Genomic DNA, 19,338 nt, shown 5'->3' on the forward strand with positions numbered 1-19,338 from the left:
CGCGGCTACTGGCCGAAGCGCCGGCGATAGGTCGTCGGCGCCAGGCCGGTCGCGCGTCGGAAGTGGTCACGCAGCACGACGGCCGAGTTGAACCCGACCCGGTCGGCGATCTGCTCGACGGCGAGGTCGCTGCGCTCGAGCAGGTCGCGGGCGGCCAGCACCCGCTGCTGGATGAGCCACTTGTGCGGGGTGGTGCCGGTCTCGGACGCGAAGCGACGCGCGAACGTCCGTTCGCTCATCGTCGCGCGGCCGGCGAGGGAGGCGATCGTGTGGTCCTCGGCGAGGTGGGCCACCGCCCACTCCAGCAACGCGGCGAGGCCGTCGGACTCGCACGCCGGGATCGGGGTCTCGACGAACTGCTGCTGGCCGCCGTCCCGCTGCGGAGGCACCACCATCCGCCGGGCGATCGTGCTCGCCACCGCGGCGCCGAGTTCTCTGCGGACCAGGTGCAGGCAGGCGTCCACGCCCGCCGCCGTGCCCGCGCTGGTGATGATGTCGCCGGCGTCCACGAACAGGACGCTCGGATCCACCGCCGTCGCGGGGAAGCGGCGGCGCATCTCCTCGGCGTACATCCAGTGAGTGGTGCACGGCCGCCCGTCCAGAAGGCCGGCCGCGCCGAGGGCGAACGAGCCCGAGCACAGGCTCAGGATCGTCGAGCCGGCGGCGTGGGCCGCGCGCAGCGTCTCCAGGATGGCCTCGTCGTAGACCGGCTGAGGCGTGGTGGGTGCAACGATCACCAGGTCGCTGCCGATGGCGTCGTTCAGGGAACTGGTCGGCACGATCGTCAGCGGGGTGGTGAGCTTGGTCGCGTACGGCTCGCCCGGACGCGTGCCGCACACCTGAAAGTCGAACTCGATGCCCTCCTGGCTACGGTCGATGCCGAACACCTCGGCGGCGACGCTGAACTCGAACAACGAGATCGGCTCGATCAGGATCACGCTGACGCTGTGCAGGGCCATGGACGCCAGCATAGTGGCACTATTCCTTTGCAGGGCGACGTTTCTGCCACTGGTGGCCGAAATCCAATGTTGAAAGGATTTCTGCCATGACCGGACTTCTCATCGCAGCAGGCCTCGTGGCCCTCCTCGTCATCGCCCTGCAGCCGGCGCACGTGCGGTCGTGGCGGCCCGGCTTCGACTCCCGGCTCGACCGTGACCGCGGCCGGCTCGCCGAGGAGCTGGCGCTGCTGGCGTCCTTCGACCCCCTCCCCGCGGCGGGGACCGACCACCCGCGGGACACGGCGGCCGCGGGGACGGGGTCAGGGGCGGCGGTGCATCAGCAGCCGCAACGAGACGAAGCGCAGCAGGGTGGCCGCGGCGTTGGCCGCCACCAGGACGACCACCTCGATCAGGTGGCCGGCCCCGGGCGCGAACGTGGCCAGCGCCCAGAGCGAGCCGCTGGTGAGCCCCAGCGCCACGCCGAACGCGGCCAGGCCGCCTAGATGGTGGCGCAGGGCGCCGCCGCGTCCGCTGATGCCGAACGTGAACCGCCGGTTGGCCGCGGTGTTGGCCACCGCGGTCACCAGCAGGGCGACCAGGTTCGCGGCCTGCGCGCCCAGTGGACGCAGCAGCAGGTACAGCGCGAAGTACGCCACCGTGCTCGCCACGCCGACCGCACCGAACCGGAGCAGCTGGCCGAGCATGCCGGACGGGACCCCCGGCACGGTCGAGGGCAGGTCCGGGCGCACCAGTTCCGCGCGCACCCGGTCCAGGGGGATCCGCCGGCCGGCCAGGCCGCGCAGCAGCCGCCAGATCCCGCGCAGGTCCTCGGTCGCCGTCGCCACGATGTCGACCGTGGTGCCCGGATCGTCGACCCAGTCCACCGGCACCTCGTGGATGCGCAGCCCCGCGCGCTCGGCGAGCACCAGCAACTCGGTGTCGAAGAACCAGTTGTTGTCCTCCACCAGCGGCAGCAGTTGTCGAGCCACGTCTCTGCGGACGGCCTTGAAGCCGCACTGGGCGTCGGTGAACGACGCCCCGAGGGTGGTCCGCAGCAGCAGGTTGTAGCTGCGCGAGATGAACTCCCGCTTCGGCCCGCGCGCCACCCGTGAGCCGCGGGCGAGCCGGGTACCGATCGCGACATCGGAGTGGCCGCTGACCAGCGGCGCCACCAGGGGCAGCAGCGCCTTCAGATCGGTGGACAGGTCCACGTCCATGTAGGCGACCACGTCCGCGTCGGAGGCCAGCCAGACCTGGCGCAGCGCCCGCCCGCGTCCCTTCGCGTCGAGGTGGACCGCCCACACCGACTCGTTCCTGGTCGCGAGACGCTCGGCGATCGGCCAGGTGCCGTCGGTCGAGGCGTTGTCGGCGATCACGATCCGGTAGTCGTAGGGGAAGTTCTCCGACAGGTAGCCCTCCAGCCGCAGCACGGACGCGGCCAGGTCGGCCTCCTCGTTGTAGACGGGGATGATCACGTCGACCAGCGCCGTGCGGGGCCGTGCGGCGCGGTCGGTCGCGGGGACGGGAAGGGCGCTCATCGTGGTCACCTCACTTCGCCTGGGTCAGGTCGTAGACCGTGGTGCTGCCGACGGTCGTCGAGGAGTAGTTGTCCTCGACCCATTCCGCGATCTGGCTGGCGACGTCGGATCCGCCGTTGCTGGCACCGATCGAGTTCGCGATGTAGTAGTGGATCCTCCCCTCGGCGACGTACTCCTTGAACTGTTCGAGCGTCGGGGACGGATCGGAGCCGTTGAAACCGCCGATCGCCATCACGGACCGCTGTGTGGCCAGCTGGTAGCTCGCCGCGTTCTGGGAGCCGGTCGTCGCGGCCACCCAGGTGTACGAGCCGGAGTCCTGCAGCAGCAGGTTCGTCAGCTCCGTGGACGTCGACGCGCCGTTCAGCAGGCCGCCCATCCCGCCGCCGCGGCCGCCGGAGGCGGAGCCTTCGGACGTGCGCGAGGAGGCGCCGGTGGAGGTCGACGGGCCCCCGGCCGAACCGGTGGACGCCGATGAGCCGCCCCGGGCCGGGGGTTGTCCCGCCCCAGTGCCACCGCCGAACCCGCCGCCACCGGGCCCGCCACCACCGGGCCCGCCGCCGCGCCCGCCGCCGAAGCTGTTGCTCGAGACCGGACCGGCGGTGACGATCGAGCCGGTGTGCGCGGTGGAGGCGGTGTTGACCGAGTAGGCGTACGGACCGGCGAGGCCGGCGAACACACCGACCACCAGGGCGGCGGTGGTCAGCGCCTTCGGCAGCAGGTTGCCGACCGCGAGCCCGGTTCCCGCGGCGGTGGCCAGCCCCAGCACCACCCAACCGAGGATCGAGTACCACGAGCCGGCCTGCTGCAGCAGCACGACCGCCCAGACCCCGGTGCCGACCACGGCCGCGGCCAGCACCAGGCGAGCGACGAGGCGTCCGCGGTTCGCCCAGAGCCCGGCACCGCCCAGGGCGACCGCCCCGCCGATGGCCGGTGCGAGCGCCACCGTGTAGTAGTCGTGGTAGATGCCGGCCATGAAACTGAACACCAGGGCGGTCACGACCAGCCAGCCCAGCCAGACCACGATGCCGCCGGCCAGTGCCTGCGACGGGGTCTGCCGGCGGTTGCCGTCCGCGTCCCGCGTCGGTGCCAGCCTCCGGTGCGCGAAGGCGTAGCCCAGTGCTCCGACGCAGAGCACGAGCGCGGCGGGGATCAGCCAGGACACCATGCCGCCGGAGACGCCCTCGAACATCCGCAGGATGCCGATCTCGCCCCACCGGCTGGAGCTGTTGCCCACCGAGCCGGTCTCCTCGCCGGTCAGCCGGCCGAAGCCGTTGTAGCTGAGGATCAGCTCGAGCAGCGAGTTGTTCTGCGAGCCGCCGATGTAGGGACGCAGCGACGCAGGCGTCAGTTCCACCACCGCGACGTACCAGCCGAACGAGGCGATCATCGTGACGAAGGCGACCAGCAGGTCGACCAGGCGCTTCTTCCAGGACGCGGGCGCGGCGATCCAGTACGCGACGACCAGCGCGGGTAGGACCAGGAAGGCCTGCATCATTTTGGTGAGGAAGCCGAAGCCGAGCGCAACTCCGGCCACAGCCAGCCAGCCGCGGGAGGCGCGCTCGCCGGCCCGGACGGTGAAGTAGCTCGCCAGCACCATCGTGAAGACCAGCAGTGCGTCCGGGTTGTTGAACCGGAACATCAGGGTGGCGACAGGGGTGAGGGCGAAGGCGACGGCGCCGATCAGCGCCGCCCAGTGGGCGTTGCGCGGGGTCAGCGGGTGCGTGGAACCGGGGGCGTTGCGCTGGGTCAGGAGGGTGCGGCGGACGGTCGCGTACAGGACGCCGACGCTGGCCACGCCGAGCAGCGCCTCGGGGACGAGGATGCTCCACGAGCTGAGCCCGAACAGGCGGACCGACAGCGCCATCAGCCAGATGGCGGCCGGCGGCTTGTCGACGGTGATGCTGTTGCCACCGTCCAGGGAGCCGAAGAACCAGGCCGTCCAGTTCGTGGAGCCCGCCTGCGCGGCGGCGGAGTAGAAGGAGTTCGCGTAGCCGGAGGCGGACAGGCCCCAGATGTAGAGGAAGCCGGTCGCCACCAGGAGGGCGATCACCGTTCCCCGGGCCACCCAGTCGGGACGGTCCTCGGCGTAGGCGTAGTACCGGCGGGACGCTGTCGGGTCGGCCGGCCCGGCCACGGGGGCCGGCGTCTGGGTCTCGATCACGGTCATGGACCTAGCCAAGCCGCCCGGGCTGGCACTCCCATCGGCCCACCCTGTGAGCCTGTTGTGAGCGTGGGGGGTGCTCAGGCCAGCGGGACCCGGAACGAGAACGTGGTGCGGCCGGGCTCGCTGTCCAGGGCGACCTGGCCGCCGTGGGCGTGGACGACGGCGGAAACGATCGCCAGGCCGAGGCCGGTGGACGAGCCGCCCGCCTTGCGGACCCTGCTCACGTCGGCACGGGTGAACCGCTCGAACACCGATCCCTGGATCTCGCTCGGCACGCCGGGACCGTTGTCGGTCACCGAGATGACCGCCCAGCCGTCCTCGGAGCGCAGTGAGGTCTGCACCCGTGTGCCCGCCGGGGTGTGGGTGCGGGCGTTCGCCAGCAGGTTCGCCACCACCTGGTGCAGGCCGTGGGCGTCGGCGAGGGCCGTCACCGGCTCTTCGGGCAGGTCCAGCGTCCAGCTGTGCTCGGGGCTGGCCGCGCGCGCGTCGCTGACCGCGTTGAGCACGATCTCGGTGAGGTCGGTCGGCCGGATGTCGAGAGTCGGCTCCGAGTCGAGCCGGGCCAGCAGCAGGAGGTCCTGGACGAGCACCGACATCCGCTCGGACTCGGCCTCGATCCGGCCGAGCGCGTGGGCGGCGTCCTCGGGCAGCTCCTCGCTGCCGCGCCGGGTCAGTTCGGCGTAGCCGCGGATGGACGCGAGCGGGTTGCGCAGCTCGTGCGAGGCGTCCGCGACGAACTGGCGCACCTTCGTCTCGCTGTGGTGGCGTGCCGCGAGCGCGTGCTCGACGTTGTCGAGCATGTGGTTGAAGGCCAGGCCCACGCGCCCGACCTCGGACGCCGGGTTGGCGTCCCCCGGCGCGACCCGGATGGGGACGTGGCCCTCGCCGCTCTCCAGCGGCAGGTTCGACACCTGGGTCGCGGTGGCGGCGAGCCGGGTGAGCGGACGCAGGCTCTGCTCGACCACGCGCCGGGCGGCGACGAAGGAGATCAGGATGGCGCCCGAGGTCAGCAGCGCCGCCATCACGACGACGTTCGTCATCGGCCCGGTCACCCCGGAGTAGGGCAGGCCGACGAGCCGGGTGGAGTCGCCGCTCGCCGTGAGCATCACCCGGTAGAGGCCGGCGCCCTCCACGGTGACGGTGGACGGGCGTGCGCCGGCCACGCTGACCAGGTCGGCGGCGGCATCCTTCGTGACGCCGTCGGGCAGGTTCAGCCACCAGGTGCCGTTGATCAGATCCATCCGGATCAGGCCCGCCCCGGACGGGTCGGCCGGGCCCCCGCCGGTGCCTCCGGAGCCCGTGCCCGTGCCGGTGCGCCAGGGCGGGCGCGACGCGGCCGCCTGGAGCTGCTCGTCCAGCTGGTTCTGCAGGATCTGGAAGATGGCGAGTGCCGTGAACAGGCTCAGCCCCACGGTGACCAGCGCGACCAGCGCTGTCGTGCGCAGCACCAGTTGGCGGCTCAGCGTCCCCTTGCCCATCGGGGAGGGGGCGCCGGCCGCCGCGGGCAGCGCGGGTACCGTCATTCGGCCGCCGGCTTGAGCACGTACCCGGCCCCCCGCATGGTGTGGATCATCGGGGCACGACCCGCGTCGATCTTCTTGCGCAGGTAGGAGATGTACAGCTCGACGACGTTCGCCTGGCCCCCGAAGTCGTAGTTCCACACCCGGTCGAGGATCTGGGCCTTGCTGAGCACGCGTCGCGGGTTGCGCATCAGGTAGCGGAGCAACTCGAACTCGGTGGCGGTCAGGTTGATCACCTGCCCGGCCCGGGTCACCTCGTGGCTGTCCTCGTCGAGGGTGAGGTCGCCGACCACAAGCTGCGACTCGTTGCGCAGAGTGGTCGCGCCCGAGCGGCGCAGCAGCGCGCGCAGCCGGGCGACGAGCTCCTCCAGGCTGAACGGCTTGGTGACGTAGTCGTCGCCGCCGGCGGTCAGCCCGCCGATCCGGTCGTCGAGGGCGTCCTTGGCCGTCAGGAAGATCACCGGCACGTCGGGCTGCTCGGCCCGGATCCGACGCATCACCTCCAGGCCGTCGAAGTCGGGCAGCATCATGTCGAGCACGATGGCGTCCGGACGCACCTCGCGCGCGGTCTTGACCGCGGACAGGCCCGACTCGGCGGTGGAGACCTCCCAACCCTCGTAGCGCAGCGCCATGCTGAGCAGCTCGGTCAGGCTGGTCTCGTCATCGACAGTCAGAACCCGGATCGCGGTGCCGTCCGGGCGGGTGAGTGCTTCCTGTCCACTTCGTGCGGTGATGGCCATAGGGGTGACTCTCTCAGCGTCGGGTGAGGAACCGCTGGCAGTTTCCTGTGAGAAGACTATGACTCGGCCCTGCCCGGTGCCGAGTGGGGAACCACGAAGCGGTCCCGTCGTGGTCGGGCCGACACCCCGGCGGCGGAGCGGCGGCAGGTAGCCTGTGGGCGGAGCCGGGCGGACGCCGGCACGCGGAGAGGGGACGGCATGCGGGTGCTTCGCGGTGCCGCCGGTCTCCTCGGCGAGGTGCTGGTGACCGTGGGCGCGGTGCTGCTGCTGTTCGTCGGCTGGCAGTTGTGGTGGACGGACGTGACCTCGGACGCGGATGCGGCCCAGGTGGTCGACACCCTGCAGGCCGGATTCGACAGTCCGGGCTGGGTGCAGCCGAAGCAGGTCAGGCTCGGGGACGCCTACGCGATCGTGCGGATCCCGCGCTTCGGCGCGTCCTATGCGCGCCCGTTGTACGAGGGGACGACGGCGGCGGTGCTGGACCGCGGTGTCGGCCACTACGTGGGCACCGCGATGCCGGGCGAGGTGGGCAACTTCGCGATGGCCGGGCACCGCACCACCTACGGCAAGCCGTTCAACCGGATCGCGGAGCTGAAGGCCGGCGACGTGGTGCTGGTGGAGACCGGCCCGACCTGGTTCGTGTACCGGGTCACCGGCCACGAGATCGTCGCCCCCGACCAGGTGTCGGTGCTGCTGCCCGTGCCCAACCGGCCCGGTGAGACGGCCACGGTGGCGGGGCTGACGATGACCAGTTGTCACCCCGAGTTCAGCGCGCGGCAGCGGTACGTGGTCCACGCCACCCTGGAAGCGTCCTATCCGCATGCCGACGGTGTGCCGGCCGCCGTGCTGCAGGTGTCGTGATGTCGTTCTACGGGTGGTTGTGGCGGGTCCTTCCCGGGCCGGTCCCGGCGAAGGTGGTGCAGGCCGCGCTGCTGGCTGTGGCCGTGGTCGCGGTGCTGTTCGGGTGGGTCTTTCCGCAGGTCGCCCCGTTCATGCCCTTCAACAACACCACCGTCGGACCGTAGCGCCATGACTGGGGTTCCCCTCACCGAGTTCCTGCCCCTGGCCGTCTTCCTGGTCAGCTACGCCCTCGACCCGCGCAAGTTCCGTACCGCGCTGTACTTCCTGGCCGCGGTGCTGTGGGCACTCGCCCTCGGGTTCGGGCTCGCCCTGGGCACGTTCTCCGGCGCGGGAGGGTTCGCCGAGGCGATCTTCCTGGTGGTCGTGATCGGGCTGGGGCTGGCAACCGTGGTCGGGCTGGCGGGCTTCCTGCTGGTGAGCGGGGTCATCCTCCTGCGCAGGGAGGGCGTGCGCGTGTCCCGGCTGCTCGGAATCGGGGTCGGGCTGGTCATGCTGGCCTACACAGGTGGCGTCGTGGCCGTGGTGGTGACGAGCTCGCTGCCCCTGTTCACCTGGCTGCTGCTGCTCGGTCTGCCGGCCGGCTACCTCGGCTTCGCCTTCGTGGCCTTCCTGCTCTACGGGAGCCTCTATCCGGCCCTGATGGCGCGCCGCGGGGCGCCCGTGGCCGCCGTCGTCGTGCTCGGCTCGGGGCTCATCGAGGGGCGGGTGCCGCCGCTGCTGGCCGGTCGGTTGCGCCGCGGACGTCAGGTGTTCGAGCGGCTCGCCGCGCGCGGCGTCCCGCCGCGGGTGATGGTGACCTCGGGCGGGCAGGGGCCGGACGAGCCGGTGGCGGAGGCGACGGCCATGGCGGAGTACCTCGTCTCGGACGGCCTGCCCCCCGAATGCGTGCTGGCCGAGGACCGCTCCCGGAACACCGAGGAGAACCTCGCCAACACCGCCGCCCTCCTCGCCGACCGGGCGATCACGGGGCCGATCGCCGTGGTCACCAGCGACTTCCACGCTTTCCGGGCCGCGCTGCTGATGCGTCGCCACGGCCTGGCCGGCTACGCCGTCGGTGCCCCCACCGCCCGCTACTACTGGCCGCCCGCGGTGATCCGGGAGTTCATCGCGGTCCTGCGCGACCACCTCCTGCTGAACGGGGTGCTGGTGGCGCTCTCGCTGCTCCCGCTGCTGTTCGCGGTCGCCGGGACGCTCTCTCAGCGGTAGCCGAAGGCCCTCGGCCCCACGATCACGTCCACCCAGCGGAGGTCGACGTCGTCCACGCGTCCTGGCCGGGCCGTGGTGGACGGGTTCTCGACGACCAGCCGGATCATCCGGCCGACGGCTTCCTCCTCGCCCTGCGCACGGATCTCGACGGTTCCGTCGGCCTTGTTCTCCGCATAGCCGGACAGGTTCAGGTAGCGGGCCTCGCCCATGGCCCACCAGCGGAACCCGACGCCCTGGACGCGTCCCCGGACGGTGATCTGGACGGCGATCATGGGCACCCATTGAAGCCGGTCCGGGCCAGCGTGGCGACCCCGTGGCCGGACCACCGGTTCCAGCGGCTGGGCCACGCGGGCCCGAGGGGCTCGGCGTCTGGAAGGATGCGCGCATGAGTGAACCGGTCCGCGAAGTACTCACCTGGCAGGCCTTCGGCTCGGCCGCCCGTGAACTCGCCCAGCAGGTGGTCGACTCCGGTTTCCGGCCCGACCTGATCATGTCGATCACCCGCGGCGGCATGCTCCCCGCGGGCGCGATGAGCTACGCCATGGGCATCAAGAACCTGCACATCATCAACGTGGAGTTCTACACCGGCGTCGACACCCGGCTGCCGCTGCCCGTCCTGCTGCCGCCGGTTCCTGCCGCCGTGGACCTCTCCGACAAGCGCGCGTTGATCGTGGACGACGTCGCGGACACCGGCGAGACGCTGCGGATGGTGCGCGACTTCTGCGCCGAGCACGTCGCCGAGACGCGCACCGCCGTGCTCTACGAGAAGCCCCAGTCGGTGGTGAAGTGCGACTACGTGTGGAAGCGGACCGACGAGTGGATCGCCTTCCCGTGGAGCGCCGAGGAACCCCTGATCGGCACGTCCACCGACAACTGAGTCACGATGGCCGTGCGGGCGTCGATCTCCGACCGACCGTCCGGACGATGTGTGTACAATCTCGCCTATGGGTGTATCCGAGACACCGCGGCGAACTGCGCGCATCGACATCCGTACCACGGAGGATGAGCGCGTCCTCCTGGTGGAGGCCGCACAGCTGACGAACCGGACAGTCAGTGAGTACATTCGCACCCAGGCGTTGGCCGATGCCCGCCGGGACGTCGAAGCCGCCCGACGCTTCGTCCTTTCGCCGCAGGCCTGGGATGGGTTCGTCGAGGCGCTCGAGCACCCCGAGGATCATCAGGGGAGTTGGGAGACCTTGCGCGCGGTGCCGCGGCCGTGGGCGGCTGATCGGTGACCTTCTCCGCACCCCGACGCTTGGAGCCCGGTGACGACCTCCGGCAGTTCGACTGCGGTGTCGAGGAGTTGAACCTGTGGCTGCGCACGCGAGCCACCCGGTCTCTCTCCACCGGGGACGCCGTCACGTGGGGTGTCTTTGACGACGAGACATTGGCGGGGTTCTACGCACTTGCACCGGTATCGGTGGACCGCGGCGAAGCGGGTGGACGACTGGATCGGAACGCCCCGCAGCAGATACCTGCAGTACTGCTTGCCCGCCTTGGTGTTGATGGACGTTACCAGCGGCATGGGCTTGGTCGTGCGCTGGTCGCCGATGCCGCCGAACGCGCTCGTGCCGCGGCGAGCCAGGTTGGTGGCAGGGCCTTGCTCGTGGACGCCAAGACTCCCGAGGTTGCCGATTGGTACGAGCGCCTCGGGTTTCGGACCTTTCGGGATGACCCGCTGCGGCTCTATCTGCTGTTCTGACTCCGCGACGTGAATGCAGCCGGTCCAACTGGCTGCCGCAGCGCGCGGGTCCTGATCCTGGATCCCACCCCACTGCGCCGGGGCGGCGAGAGAGCGATCGGCGTCCAGCGGGGCCGGCCCTCCTCGACGCCGGTGTCACCGGAGTCGGTCGAACGGGCCCCTCGCGCACCCGTCCCCGCCTCAGTCGTGGCGGAAGCGGTAGTCGAGAATGAGGGTGCCGAGCGCGGAGTGCGCGACCGACTCGAGGCGGAGACGGCGGGGGGACGGGAGCTCGCCGAACAGGCCCGTGCCGGTGCCCAGCAGCAGCGGGTGGACGAACAGCGTGAGCCGGTCGACCAGATCGTGCGCCATCAGGAACCGGGCGAGCTGCCCGCTGCCCAGGACGGTGATCACGCCCTGGCCCTCCGACTTCAGCCAGGCCACCGAGCCGTGGACGTCGTCGGCGATCACGGTGGTGGGCTGCCACGTCGGCGCCGGCACCGTGCGGCTGACCAGGTACTTCGGGGTCGCGTTCAGATGGGCGGCCATCGGGTTGTCGTCGGGCTGGGCCGGCCAGAAGGCCGCCAACTCCTCGTAGGTGCGCCTCCCGAACAGGTAGGCGGTGGTCGCGTTCGCCACGCCGGGCTCGTTCGGCGGCTGCACGGGGTAGTCCATCCCCCAGCCCGGGTGCGCGAAGTCGCCGTCCGGGTTCGCCAGGCCCTGCATCACGCCGTCGACGGACAGGAACTCCACCAGTCTCAGTTCTCGCACGTGCTGCCTCCTTCTCGCTGTCTCCACTCTCCTCACCGGACCCGACGCGATCAACCCCCCGGCGCCGGACGTCCGCCAGCACGGGCCCCCGCCTCCCTACGCTGGCCCTGCCCCGCCACGCTCGCGGGGGAGAGGGGTGGTTCGCGTGGGGGTCGAGCTGTTGTTCACCAACGGCGCGGTGTGGTTGGGCCCTGGGCTCCGCACCGACGCCCTGGCCGTCAGCGACGGACGGATCAGCGCCCTCGGCGCGGCGGCCTCCGCCCGGGACGCCGGCCAGATCGTCGACCTCTCCGGCGGCCTGCTGCTGCCCGCGTTCTCCGACGGCCACTGCCATCCGCCGCAGGCAGGCATGGAGAAGCTCGGGCCGTCCATCTCGCACCTGACCTCGGTCGCGGCGATCGTCGCGGAGGTCGGACGACACGCAGCCGCGCATCCCGAACGGGACTGGATCGTCGGGGGCAGCTACGAGCCCGCGCTGGCGCCGGGCGGATCCTTCCACGCCGCCTGGCTGGACGAGGCGGTCGCCGATCGCCCCGTCCTGCTGCGCGCCCACGACTACCACACGGTGTGGTGCAACTCGCGGGCACTGGAGATCGCCGGCGTGGACGCGTCCACCCCGGACCCCGCGACCGGCCTGATCGACCGGTTCGCCGACGGCCGCCCGGTCGGCACGCTGCGCGAGCCCGCCGCCTACACCCTCGTCGACCGGTTCGCGCCCGAGCCCACCCCGGCGGAGAAGGCGGACGCGCTGGGGCTGGCCTGCGCCGACATGGCGGCGGTCGGCGTGACCTGGATGCAGGACGCCTGGGTCGAGGCGGGCGGCCACCGTCCCTACCTCGCGCTGCTCGACAGCGGCCGGCTGAACGTCCGCACCAACCTCGCGTGGCTGGCCGAGCCGGACCGCTGGCGCGACCAGTTGGCCGGGTTCGTCGCCCAGCGGGAGGAGGTCAGGGCGAGCGGCGCCCCACGGCTGCTCACCGGCGAGACGGTGAAGTTCTTCGCCGACGGAGTGATCGAGTCGGCCACCGCCGAGCTGCTGGAGCCGTACCTCGACACCCACGACCACGGCAGGGCGGTCTGGCCCGCGGACCAGTTGGCGCTGGCCGTCGCCGCCGTCGACGCGCTGGGCTTCCAGACCCACATCCATGCAATCGGGGACGCGGCCGTCCGGCACGCCCTCGACGCGATCGAGCACGCGATCCGCACCAACCCGGAGCGCGACCGCAGGCCGGTGATCACCCACGTGCAGCTCGCCGAGGCGTCCGACCTGGCGCGGTTCGCGTCCCTCGGTGTCACGGCGGCGATGCAGACCTACTGGGCCCAGCGCGACGCGTTGATGGACGAGCTGACCGCGCCCCGGCTGGGTCCGGCGCGCACCGATCGCCAGTACCCGGTGGCCACCCTGCTCGCCCTCGGGGCGCGGGTGTCGATCGCGAGCGACTGGCCGGTCTCGACGAACTCCCCGCTGGAGGCGTTGACCGTTGCCGCGACCCGCCAGAACGACGCGGGCCTGCCCGCAGGCGGCTGGATGCCCCACGAGCGGCTGCCCCTCGAGCAGGGCCTGCTCGCCGCCACGGCGACCGGCGCCTACCAGGGCTTCACCGACCTCTTCCGCGGCTCGATCACGGTGGGGAGGGACGCGGATCTGGTCTGGCTGGACCGGGACGTGACGGCGGCCGATCCGGCGCTCGCCCGGACGGCGGTGGTCCGCGGCACCTGGCTGGCCGGGGTCCAGACCTACCAGGCGTGAGCCGCAAGGCCGGGGCGTCGGTGTTGAGGTTTCCGCGAACAGGCCATGGCTGCCCAGCGGTATTCGTCGCCACTGCCCGGCCAGTGATGCGTATTCCGTAACGCGATCGACGCGGGGCTCCGCTAGGTTGATCCTGTCAGGACGGCGAGAGGCGCCGCAGCAGTGGTTGCCGGGGAGGTGGAGGAGTGCAGCGCACCACGGCATTCGAGCGTGGTCGGCCGCCCGCGCGGACGGTGACGCAGGCGCTCGCCACGAGCCGTCCCTCGGTCTTCTGGCTGGACGGCCTGCACCGGGTCGACCACCGCCCTCTCGTGGGCGGGCGCGCAGCCGACCTGGTCGTCGTCGGGGGAGGCTACGCCGGGTTGTGGACGGCGATCCGCGCCAAGGAGCGGGACCCGTCCCGCCAGGTGGTGCTGCTGGAGGCCCACGAGGTCGGCTGGGCGGCGTCCGGCCGCAACGGCGGCTTCTGCGAGGCCAGCCTCACCCACGGCGAGGAGAACGGGCGGCAGCGCTGGCCCGACGAGCTCGACCAGCTCGACCGGCTCGGCAGGGAGAACCTGGACGGCATCGAGGAGACGGTCCGCCGCTACGGGATGGACGTCGAGTTCGAGCGCACCGGCCAGCTCAGCGTCGCCGTCGAGCCCCACCAGCTGGCCTGGATCGAGGCCGACGACGGCTTCCTCGACCGAGCGGCGGTGCGCGCGGAGGTGAACTCGCCGAGTTACCTGGGCGGGCTGTGGAGCCGCCACGACGCGGCGCTGGTGAACCCCGGCCGGCTCGCCCTCGAGCTTGCCCGCGTCGCCGACGAGCTGGGAGTGGTCATCCACGAGCACTCCGAGGTGCAGGCCATCGAGGGCGGCGGGCCGGTCACGGTGACCACGGCGCGCGGCTGGGTGAAAGCTCGCTCCGTGGCACTGGCGACCAACGTCTTCCGCTCCCTGCTCCGCCGCAACCGGTTGCTCACCGTCCCCGTCTACGACTACGCGATCGTCACCGAGCCGCTGGAGGCGGCACAACTGGCCTCGATCGGCTGGTCGAACCGGCAGGGCGTCGCCGACCTGGCCAACCAGTTCCACTACTACCGCCTGACCGCCGACAACCGGATCCTGTTCGGCGGCTACGACGCGATCTACCACTACGGCGGCAAGGTGCGGGCGGGCTACGAGGAGCGCCCGGCCAGCTACCGGCGCCTCGCCGAGCACTTCTTCGCCACCTTTCCCCAACTGGACGGGCTGCGGTTCAGCCACCGGTGGGCCGGCGCGATCGACACCTGCACCCGCTTCTGCGCGTTCTACGGCCTGGCCCGCGCCGGGCTGGTCGCCTACGCGGCGGGCTTCACCGGGCTCGGCGTCGGCGCCACCCGCTTCGCCGCCGACGTCATGCTCGACCTGCTGGCCGGTGAGGAGACGGCGCGGACGTCGCTGCGGATGGTGCGCGAGCGTCCGCTGCCGTTCCCGCCCGAACCCGCCGCGGCGCTCGGCATCGCCGTCACGAAGTGGTCGCTGGATCGCGCCGACCACAACGAGGGCAGGCGCAATGCCGTCCTGCGCTCACTGGACGCCCTCGGCCTGGGGTTCGACTCGTGACCACCCGCGCCGAGGCCGTCGAAGACCTCCGACCACCGACAACCCGAAGGAGACGCATCCGATGAGTTCGTACGCCGTGACCAACCCGGTGACCGGGGACCTGCTCGTCAGCTACCCCGGGATCACCGACTCCGACCTGGCGGACGCGATCGCGCGCGCGGATGCCGCCACCCGCGGCTGGGGGCGCCGCAGCACCGTCGCGGAGCGGGCCGCTCTCGTCCGCGCGGTCGGTGACCTGCACAGCGAACGTCGAGACGAGCTGGGCAGGGCGCTCGTCGCCGAGATGGGCAAGCCGCTCGCCCAGGCCCTCGGCGAGATCGACTTCGCCGCCGACATCTACCGCTACTACGCCGAGGCGTCCCCCGCCGAGCTCGCGGACCAGCCGATCGAGCTGCTCGCCGGCACCGGGACGGCCGTGATCCGGTCGGCGCCGCTCGGTGTGATCCTGGGGATCATGCCGTGGAACTTCCCGTTCTACCAGGTGGCCCGGTTCGCCGCGCCGAACATCGTCGTCGGCAACAGCGTCCTGCTCAAGCCCGCACCCCAGTGCCCGCACACGGCGGAGCTGATCCAGGCGATGTACGCCGACGCCGGCGTGCCGGACGGGGCGTACCAGGCGATCCTGGCCAGCAACGAGCAGATCTCGGCGGTGATCGCCGATCCACGGGTCCAGGGCGTCTCCCTGACCGGCTCCGAGCGCGCGGGGTCCGCGGTGGCCGAGCAGGCCGGGCGGCACCTGAAGAAGGTCGTCCTCGAGCTCGGTGGGTCCGACCCGTTCATCGTGCTGTCGGCGGACGACCTGGACGCGGTGGTGGCCGACCTCGTCGCCGGGCGGCTGGACAACTCCGGCCAGTCCTGCAACGCCCCGAAGCGGGCGATCGTCGTCTCCGACCTGCACGCGGCCTTCACCGAGAAGCTGGTCGCAGCGTTGTCCGGGGTCGCCCCCAGCGACCCGCTGGCCGACGACGCGGAGCTCGGGCCGGTGTCGTCCCTGGTCGCGGCCGAGCGCCTGGAGGGCCAGGTGCGGCGCGCCGCGGAGGCCGGGGCGTCCATTCTGCTCGGCGGTACCCGCGACGGCGCCTTCTTCGCCCCGACCGTGATCACCGGCATCCCGCGGGACTCGGCGATCTACCGCGAGGAGATGTTCGGGCCGGTCGCCCTCGTCTACGAGGTGGCCGACGAGGCCGAGGCGATCGAGGTCGCCAATGACACCCCCTACGGGTTGGGCTCCTACGTCTACACCACCGACGCCGAGCAGGGCGAGCGGGTGGCCAACGCCATCGACGCCGGCATGGTGTTCGTCAACTGCGTCCTCGCCGACGGCGTGGAGTTGCCGTTCGGCGGTGTGAAGCGCAGCGGCTTCGGCCGCGAGATGGGCCGGCTCGGCGCGACCGAGTTCGCCAACCGCAAGCTGATCCGGACAGTCGCACCGGGTGCGTGAATTTCCGTCGAGTGGCCAGAACCCCAACCGGTCGTGGCCGGCGGGATTCTGACAACTCGGCCGGAGCGGGCCCACGAGCGCGCAGACGGGAAGAGTGAGAGACCGTGACTGAGGCAGGGAGGACGACCATGACCGAATCGCTCGTCGCACCGGGGAGACCCAGCGACCACCTCTGGATGCACTTCACCCGGATGGGCACGGCCGAGCGCAACGGCGTCCCCGTGATCGCCGGCGGTGAAGGCTTCGAGATCATCGACGAGGCGGGCCGCCGCTACCTCGACGCGCTGTCGGGGCTGTTCGTCGTCCAGGCCGGCTACGGTCGCGACGAGATCGTCTCGGCGATGGCCGCGCAGGCGAAGAAGCTCGCCTTCTTCCCGCTGTGGTCCTACGCGACACCGCCGGCGATCGAACTGGCCGACCGGCTCGCCGGCCTCGCGCCGGGCGACCTCAACAAGATCTTCTTCTGCTCCGGTGGCGGCGAAGCCGTCGAGTCGGCCTGGAAGCTGGCCAAGCAGTACTTCAAGCTGACCGGCAAGCCGGGCAAGACCAAGGCGATCAGCCGCGCGATCGCCTACCACGGCACCACCCACGGTGCGTTGTCGATCACCAGCGTGCCCGGCTTCAAGATGCCCTTCGAGCCGCTGGTGCCGGGCACGGTGCGCGTCCCGGCCACCGACTTCTACCGGGCGCCCGAACCGCTCGCCGGTGACGAGGCCGCCTTCGGCCGGTGGGCGGCCGACCGGGTGGAGGAGGCGATCCTCGCCGAGGGGCCGGACACGGTCGCGGCCGTGTTCGTGGAGCCGGTGCAGAACGCGGGCGGGTCGTTCCCGCCCCCGCCGGGCTACTTCGAGCGGCTCCGCGAGATCTGCGACAGCTACGACGTGCTGCTGGTCTCCGACGAGGTGATCTGCGCCTACGGGCGGCTCGGCACGATGTTCGGCTGTGAGAAGTTCGGCTACCAGCCGGACATCATCACCAGCGCGAAGGGCCTGACCTCCGGCTACACCCCGCTCGGGGCGATGATCGTCTCCGAGCGGGTCTACGAGCCGTTCTCGGTCGGTACGACGACCTTCCCGCACGGCTACACCTTCGGTGGGCACCCGGTGGCCTGCGCGGCCGCGCTGGCCAACCTCGACCTGTTCGCCGCCGAGGACCTGCTCGGCAACGTGCAGCGCAACGAGGGGGCCTTCCGCTCGACGCTGGAGCGGCTGCTCGACCTGCCGATCGTCGGGGACGTCCGCGGCAGCGGCTACTTCTGGTCGCTCGAGCTCGTGCGCGACAAGGGCAGCAAGGAGCCGTTCTCGAGGGAGGACTGCGAGCGGGTGCTGCGCGGGTTCGTCGCCCCGGCCGCGCTCGAGGCGGGCGTGTACTGCCGCACCGACGACCGCGGCAACGCCGTGGTGCAGTTCGCGCCCCCGCTGATCTGCGGTCCGGCGGAGTTCGACCGGATCGAACAGGCATTGCGTCCGGTGCTGTCGCAGGCGTGGTCGCTGCTCTGATCCCCGTCCCCCTCCGGCCCTGACCGACCTCAGGTGGCTGGTCGGGCCCGGCCTGCCCTGAGCCTGTCGAAACAGCTCCGCCGGCCGGTCGAGGCGACCGCTGTCGTGATCCGGCCGCTCGAGCGGTCCCGAACGGCTCGCTGCGTCCCCTTTCCGGCCACGCGCGGCCGGATCACGACACGTGCTCGCCGAGGAACCGTTCGAAGAGCCGCCTGACCCCCGCCGGCAGGCCCGACTCGGCGAGCTCCACGTCGACGTCCGCCTGCGGACAGACCACCCCATAGCAGTACGCATCCGGTTTCGGCTCGGCCGCCGCGGCCAGCCTGGGCAGGGTCTCGCCGGCCAGGAGCCCGTTCCACGCCCGCCTGTCCTCGTCGTCCAGATCGGCGAGGGCCCTGCGACGCTCCCGCGTGAGCCCGGCGAACCCGCCGCTGCGCCGCAGCAGGAGCTGGGCGTGGGGGTCGACCTGCTCGTCCCCGGACGGGGTCGCCCCGGCCGCGTCCGCCGTGACCCCCACTGTCAGCCACGCCTGGCGGACGGCCGCCGCCTCCGCGCCGTCGCCGAACCGGGCCACGGCCGCGTCGATCGTGAGCTCGGCGAAGGCCGCGAAGTCGCAGTCGGCGGCGATCTCCGCGCCGGTCAGGACGTCGTACCAGATCTGCCCCGCCTTCTCCCACGCGTGGCCGCCGAGGGAGGTCGCAGCGAGGGCGAACGCGCGATTGGGGATTCCCGAGTTGTAGTGGACGCCGCCGTTGTCGCTGGTGGTCTTCACGTACCCGCTCATGTCCGCCGGCTGGGGGTCCTTGCCCAGGCGCGGATCGTCGTAGGCCGTGCCGGGATGCAGCATGTTGCGCAGCGCCGTCCCCTTCACACCGGGGAGCAGGAGCTCGGCGCCGACCAGCCAGTCGGCCGCCTCCGCGGTCTCGCCGGCGGCGTACTGGGCGACCAGGACGCCGAACACGTCCGAGATCGACTCGTTCAGGGCGCCCGACTGGTTGCGGTAGGTGAGGTTGGCGGTGTGCTCGGTGACCCCGTGGGTGAGTTCGTGGCCGATCACGTCGAGGCTGGCGGTGAAGCGCCCGAAAATGACCCCGTCGCCGTCGCCGAAGACCATCCGCGTGCCGTCCCAGAATGCGTTCTGGTAGCCCTCGCCGTAGTGGACGCTGCCGAGCAGCCGCATTCCAGCGCCGTCGATCGAGTTGCGTCCGTAGACCTCGTCATACAGCTTCCAGGTGGCGCCGAAGCCGTCGTAGGCCTCGTCGGCCGCCGGATCACCGGTGGGGGCAGCCCCCTCCGCGCGGACCGAGGTGCCGGGCAGGTCCTCGGTGTGGTGGGCGTCGAAGATCTCCCGGGACGGCCCGGTCGCCGCCTGCGCGGCCGGCGCGCGCAGGGACGGTCGCACTCCGGCCTCCCTGGCCCGGCGCTTGCCATTGTCGGCGACCAGCGTCGCACGGGCGAGCTCGGCGATGGGTGCCGTTCCCTCGGCGAGGTGCTGCAGCAGGTAGGGAGGGACGATCTGCATGGGGTGGCTCATACCACCAGCATGCCCCCGCCCCCCGACACCCGCGTGGTCGCACCTCTTGCCCCGTGCCACTGCGAACGCTCCCGAAAAGCGGCTTTGCTCCCCGGATCCGGGGAGCAAA

18 protein-coding genes are annotated in these 19,338 nt (G+C 71.7%); 10 read left to right on the forward strand and 8 right to left on the reverse strand.

Annotated elements, in window-relative coordinates; translation table 11 throughout:
* Window positions 1-5: 5 nt before the first annotated feature.
* The 5 genes from QM633_RS01420 to QM633_RS01440 form a co-directional block, all read right to left on the reverse strand.
* The gene (locus tag QM633_RS01420) at window positions 6-959 is read right to left on the reverse strand and encodes a helix-turn-helix domain-containing protein (protein ID WP_415151934.1); all 954 of its coding nucleotides are present in this window, start codon (window positions 957-959) and stop codon (window positions 6-8) included.
* Between the two features lie 299 nt (window positions 960-1,258).
* The gene (locus QM633_RS01425) at window positions 1,259-2,476 is read right to left on the reverse strand and encodes a glycosyltransferase (RefSeq protein WP_415151935.1); all 1,218 of its coding nucleotides are present in this window, start codon (window positions 2,474-2,476) and stop codon (window positions 1,259-1,261) included.
* A gap of 10 nt (window positions 2,477-2,486) precedes the next feature.
* A complete protein-coding gene (locus tag QM633_RS01430) occupies window positions 2,487-4,643 on the reverse strand; it encodes an ArnT family glycosyltransferase (protein WP_415151936.1) in 2,157 nt (718 codons plus the stop codon).
* Window positions 4,644-4,717: 74 nt separating this feature from the next.
* A complete protein-coding gene (locus tag QM633_RS01435; protein ID WP_415151937.1) occupies window positions 4,718-6,163 on the reverse strand; it encodes a sensor histidine kinase in 1,446 nt (481 codons plus the stop codon).
* On the reverse strand, window positions 6,160-6,900 hold the full coding sequence (locus QM633_RS01440) for a response regulator transcription factor (protein WP_415151938.1): 741 nt from the start codon (window positions 6,898-6,900) through the stop codon (window positions 6,160-6,162). The genes QM633_RS01435 and QM633_RS01440 overlap by 4 nt, the downstream gene beginning before the upstream one ends.
* 198 nt (window positions 6,901-7,098) lie before the next feature.
* Between QM633_RS01440 and QM633_RS01445 the strand changes: the two genes are divergently transcribed.
* From QM633_RS01445 to QM633_RS01455, 3 genes are read left to right on the forward strand one after another with little or no spacing between them, the layout of a single operon-like run.
* On the forward strand, window positions 7,099-7,761 hold the full coding sequence (locus QM633_RS01445) for a class E sortase (RefSeq protein WP_415151939.1): 663 nt from the start codon (window positions 7,099-7,101) through the stop codon (window positions 7,759-7,761).
* Window positions 7,761-7,925 (forward strand): hypothetical protein, encoded by a 165-nt coding sequence (locus tag QM633_RS01450; RefSeq protein ID WP_415151940.1) that lies wholly within the window; start codon window positions 7,761-7,763, stop codon window positions 7,923-7,925. The genes QM633_RS01445 and QM633_RS01450 overlap by 1 nt, the downstream gene beginning before the upstream one ends.
* Before the next feature lie 4 nt (window positions 7,926-7,929).
* Complete coding sequence (locus tag QM633_RS01455) at window positions 7,930-8,967, forward strand: YdcF family protein (protein WP_415151941.1); 1,038 nt, start codon at window positions 7,930-7,932, stop codon at window positions 8,965-8,967.
* Here QM633_RS01455 and QM633_RS01460 read toward each other — a convergent pair.
* On the reverse strand, window positions 8,958-9,239 hold the full coding sequence (locus tag QM633_RS01460) for an acylphosphatase (protein WP_415151942.1): 282 nt from the start codon (window positions 9,237-9,239) through the stop codon (window positions 8,958-8,960). The genes QM633_RS01455 and QM633_RS01460 overlap by 10 nt on opposite strands.
* Window positions 9,240-9,352: 113 nt before the next feature.
* On the opposite strand from QM633_RS01460, the gene QM633_RS01465 reads away from it, so the two are divergent.
* From QM633_RS01465 to QM633_RS01475, 3 genes are all read left to right on the forward strand, one after another.
* Window positions 9,353-9,844, forward strand: coding sequence for a phosphoribosyltransferase (locus QM633_RS01465; RefSeq protein ID WP_415151943.1), 492 nt, complete (start codon window positions 9,353-9,355; stop codon window positions 9,842-9,844).
* Window positions 9,845-9,911: 67 nt separating this feature from the next.
* Window positions 9,912-10,202 carry a DUF1778 domain-containing protein gene (locus QM633_RS01470; RefSeq protein WP_415151944.1) on the forward strand — a complete coding sequence of 97 codons (291 nt, stop codon included), beginning with the start codon at window positions 9,912-9,914 and terminating at the stop codon, window positions 10,200-10,202.
* Window positions 10,199-10,669: a GNAT family N-acetyltransferase gene (locus QM633_RS01475; protein WP_415151945.1), complete on the forward strand. Its 471-nt coding sequence runs from the start codon at window positions 10,199-10,201 to the stop codon at window positions 10,667-10,669. The genes QM633_RS01470 and QM633_RS01475 overlap by 4 nt, the downstream gene beginning before the upstream one ends.
* A 180-nt stretch (window positions 10,670-10,849) precedes the next feature.
* Here the strand turns inward: QM633_RS01475 and QM633_RS01480 are convergent, their stop codons facing one another.
* Complete coding sequence (locus tag QM633_RS01480) at window positions 10,850-11,419, reverse strand: dihydrofolate reductase family protein (RefSeq protein ID WP_415151946.1); 570 nt, start codon at window positions 11,417-11,419, stop codon at window positions 10,850-10,852.
* Between the two features lie 145 nt (window positions 11,420-11,564).
* Between QM633_RS01480 and QM633_RS01485 the strand changes: the two genes are divergently transcribed.
* The 4 genes from QM633_RS01485 to QM633_RS01500 all read left to right on the forward strand — a co-directional run bounded on the left by QM633_RS01485 (window position 11,565) and on the right by QM633_RS01500 (window position 17,695).
* Window positions 11,565-13,169 (forward strand): amidohydrolase, encoded by a 1,605-nt coding sequence (locus QM633_RS01485; RefSeq protein WP_415151947.1) that lies wholly within the window; start codon window positions 11,565-11,567, stop codon window positions 13,167-13,169.
* Window positions 13,170-13,354: 185 nt separating this feature from the next.
* A complete protein-coding gene (locus tag QM633_RS01490; RefSeq protein WP_415151949.1) occupies window positions 13,355-14,755 on the forward strand; it encodes an NAD(P)/FAD-dependent oxidoreductase in 1,401 nt (466 codons plus the stop codon).
* A 61-nt stretch (window positions 14,756-14,816) separates the two neighbouring features.
* Complete coding sequence (locus QM633_RS01495) at window positions 14,817-16,196, forward strand: NAD-dependent succinate-semialdehyde dehydrogenase (RefSeq protein ID WP_415151950.1); 1,380 nt, start codon at window positions 14,817-14,819, stop codon at window positions 16,194-16,196.
* Between the two features lie 128 nt (window positions 16,197-16,324).
* Window positions 16,325-17,695: an aspartate aminotransferase family protein gene (locus QM633_RS01500; RefSeq protein ID WP_415151951.1), complete on the forward strand. Its 1,371-nt coding sequence runs from the start codon at window positions 16,325-16,327 to the stop codon at window positions 17,693-17,695.
* 172 nt (window positions 17,696-17,867) lie between these two features.
* Here the strand turns inward: QM633_RS01500 and QM633_RS01505 are convergent, their stop codons facing one another.
* Window positions 17,868-19,229, reverse strand: coding sequence for a protealysin inhibitor emfourin (locus QM633_RS01505; protein ID WP_415151952.1), 1,362 nt, complete (start codon window positions 19,227-19,229; stop codon window positions 17,868-17,870).
* Window positions 19,230-19,338: the final 109 nt, after the last annotated feature.

The sequence above is a fragment of the Propionicimonas sp. genome (genome assembly GCF_047606205.1).
Classification (GTDB): domain Bacteria; phylum Actinomycetota; class Actinomycetes; order Propionibacteriales; family Propionibacteriaceae; genus Propionicimonas.

Bases quoted from the DNA above. Each gene is read 5' to 3' on its own strand.
- QM633_RS01420 (WP_415151934.1), bottom strand. From the start codon at position 959: ATGGCCCTGCACAGCGTCAGCGTGATCCTGATCGAGCCGATCTCGTTG.
- QM633_RS01425 (WP_415151935.1), bottom strand. From the start codon at position 2,476: ATGAGCGCCCTTCCCGTCCCCGCGACCGACCGCGCCGCACGGCCCCGC.
- QM633_RS01430 (WP_415151936.1), bottom strand. From the start codon at position 4,643: ATGACCGTGATCGAGACCCAGACGCCGGCCCCCGTGGCCGGGCCGGCC.
- QM633_RS01435 (WP_415151937.1), bottom strand. From the start codon at position 6,163: ATGACGGTACCCGCGCTGCCCGCGGCGGCCGGCGCCCCCTCCCCGATG.
- QM633_RS01440 (WP_415151938.1), bottom strand. From the start codon at position 6,900: ATGGCCATCACCGCACGAAGTGGACAGGAAGCACTCACCCGCCCGGAC.
- QM633_RS01445 (WP_415151939.1), top strand. From the start codon at position 7,099: ATGCGGGTGCTTCGCGGTGCCGCCGGTCTCCTCGGCGAGGTGCTGGTG.
- QM633_RS01450 (WP_415151940.1), top strand. From the start codon at position 7,761: ATGTCGTTCTACGGGTGGTTGTGGCGGGTCCTTCCCGGGCCGGTCCCG.
- QM633_RS01455 (WP_415151941.1), top strand. From the start codon at position 7,930: ATGACTGGGGTTCCCCTCACCGAGTTCCTGCCCCTGGCCGTCTTCCTG.
- QM633_RS01460 (WP_415151942.1), bottom strand. From the start codon at position 9,239: ATGATCGCCGTCCAGATCACCGTCCGGGGACGCGTCCAGGGCGTCGGG.
- QM633_RS01465 (WP_415151943.1), top strand. From the start codon at position 9,353: ATGAGTGAACCGGTCCGCGAAGTACTCACCTGGCAGGCCTTCGGCTCG.
- QM633_RS01470 (WP_415151944.1), top strand. From the start codon at position 9,912: ATGGGTGTATCCGAGACACCGCGGCGAACTGCGCGCATCGACATCCGT.
- QM633_RS01495 (WP_415151950.1), top strand. From the start codon at position 14,817: ATGAGTTCGTACGCCGTGACCAACCCGGTGACCGGGGACCTGCTCGTC.
- QM633_RS01500 (WP_415151951.1), top strand. From the start codon at position 16,325: ATGACCGAATCGCTCGTCGCACCGGGGAGACCCAGCGACCACCTCTGG.
- QM633_RS01505 (WP_415151952.1), bottom strand. From the start codon at position 19,229: ATGAGCCACCCCATGCAGATCGTCCCTCCCTACCTGCTGCAGCACCTC.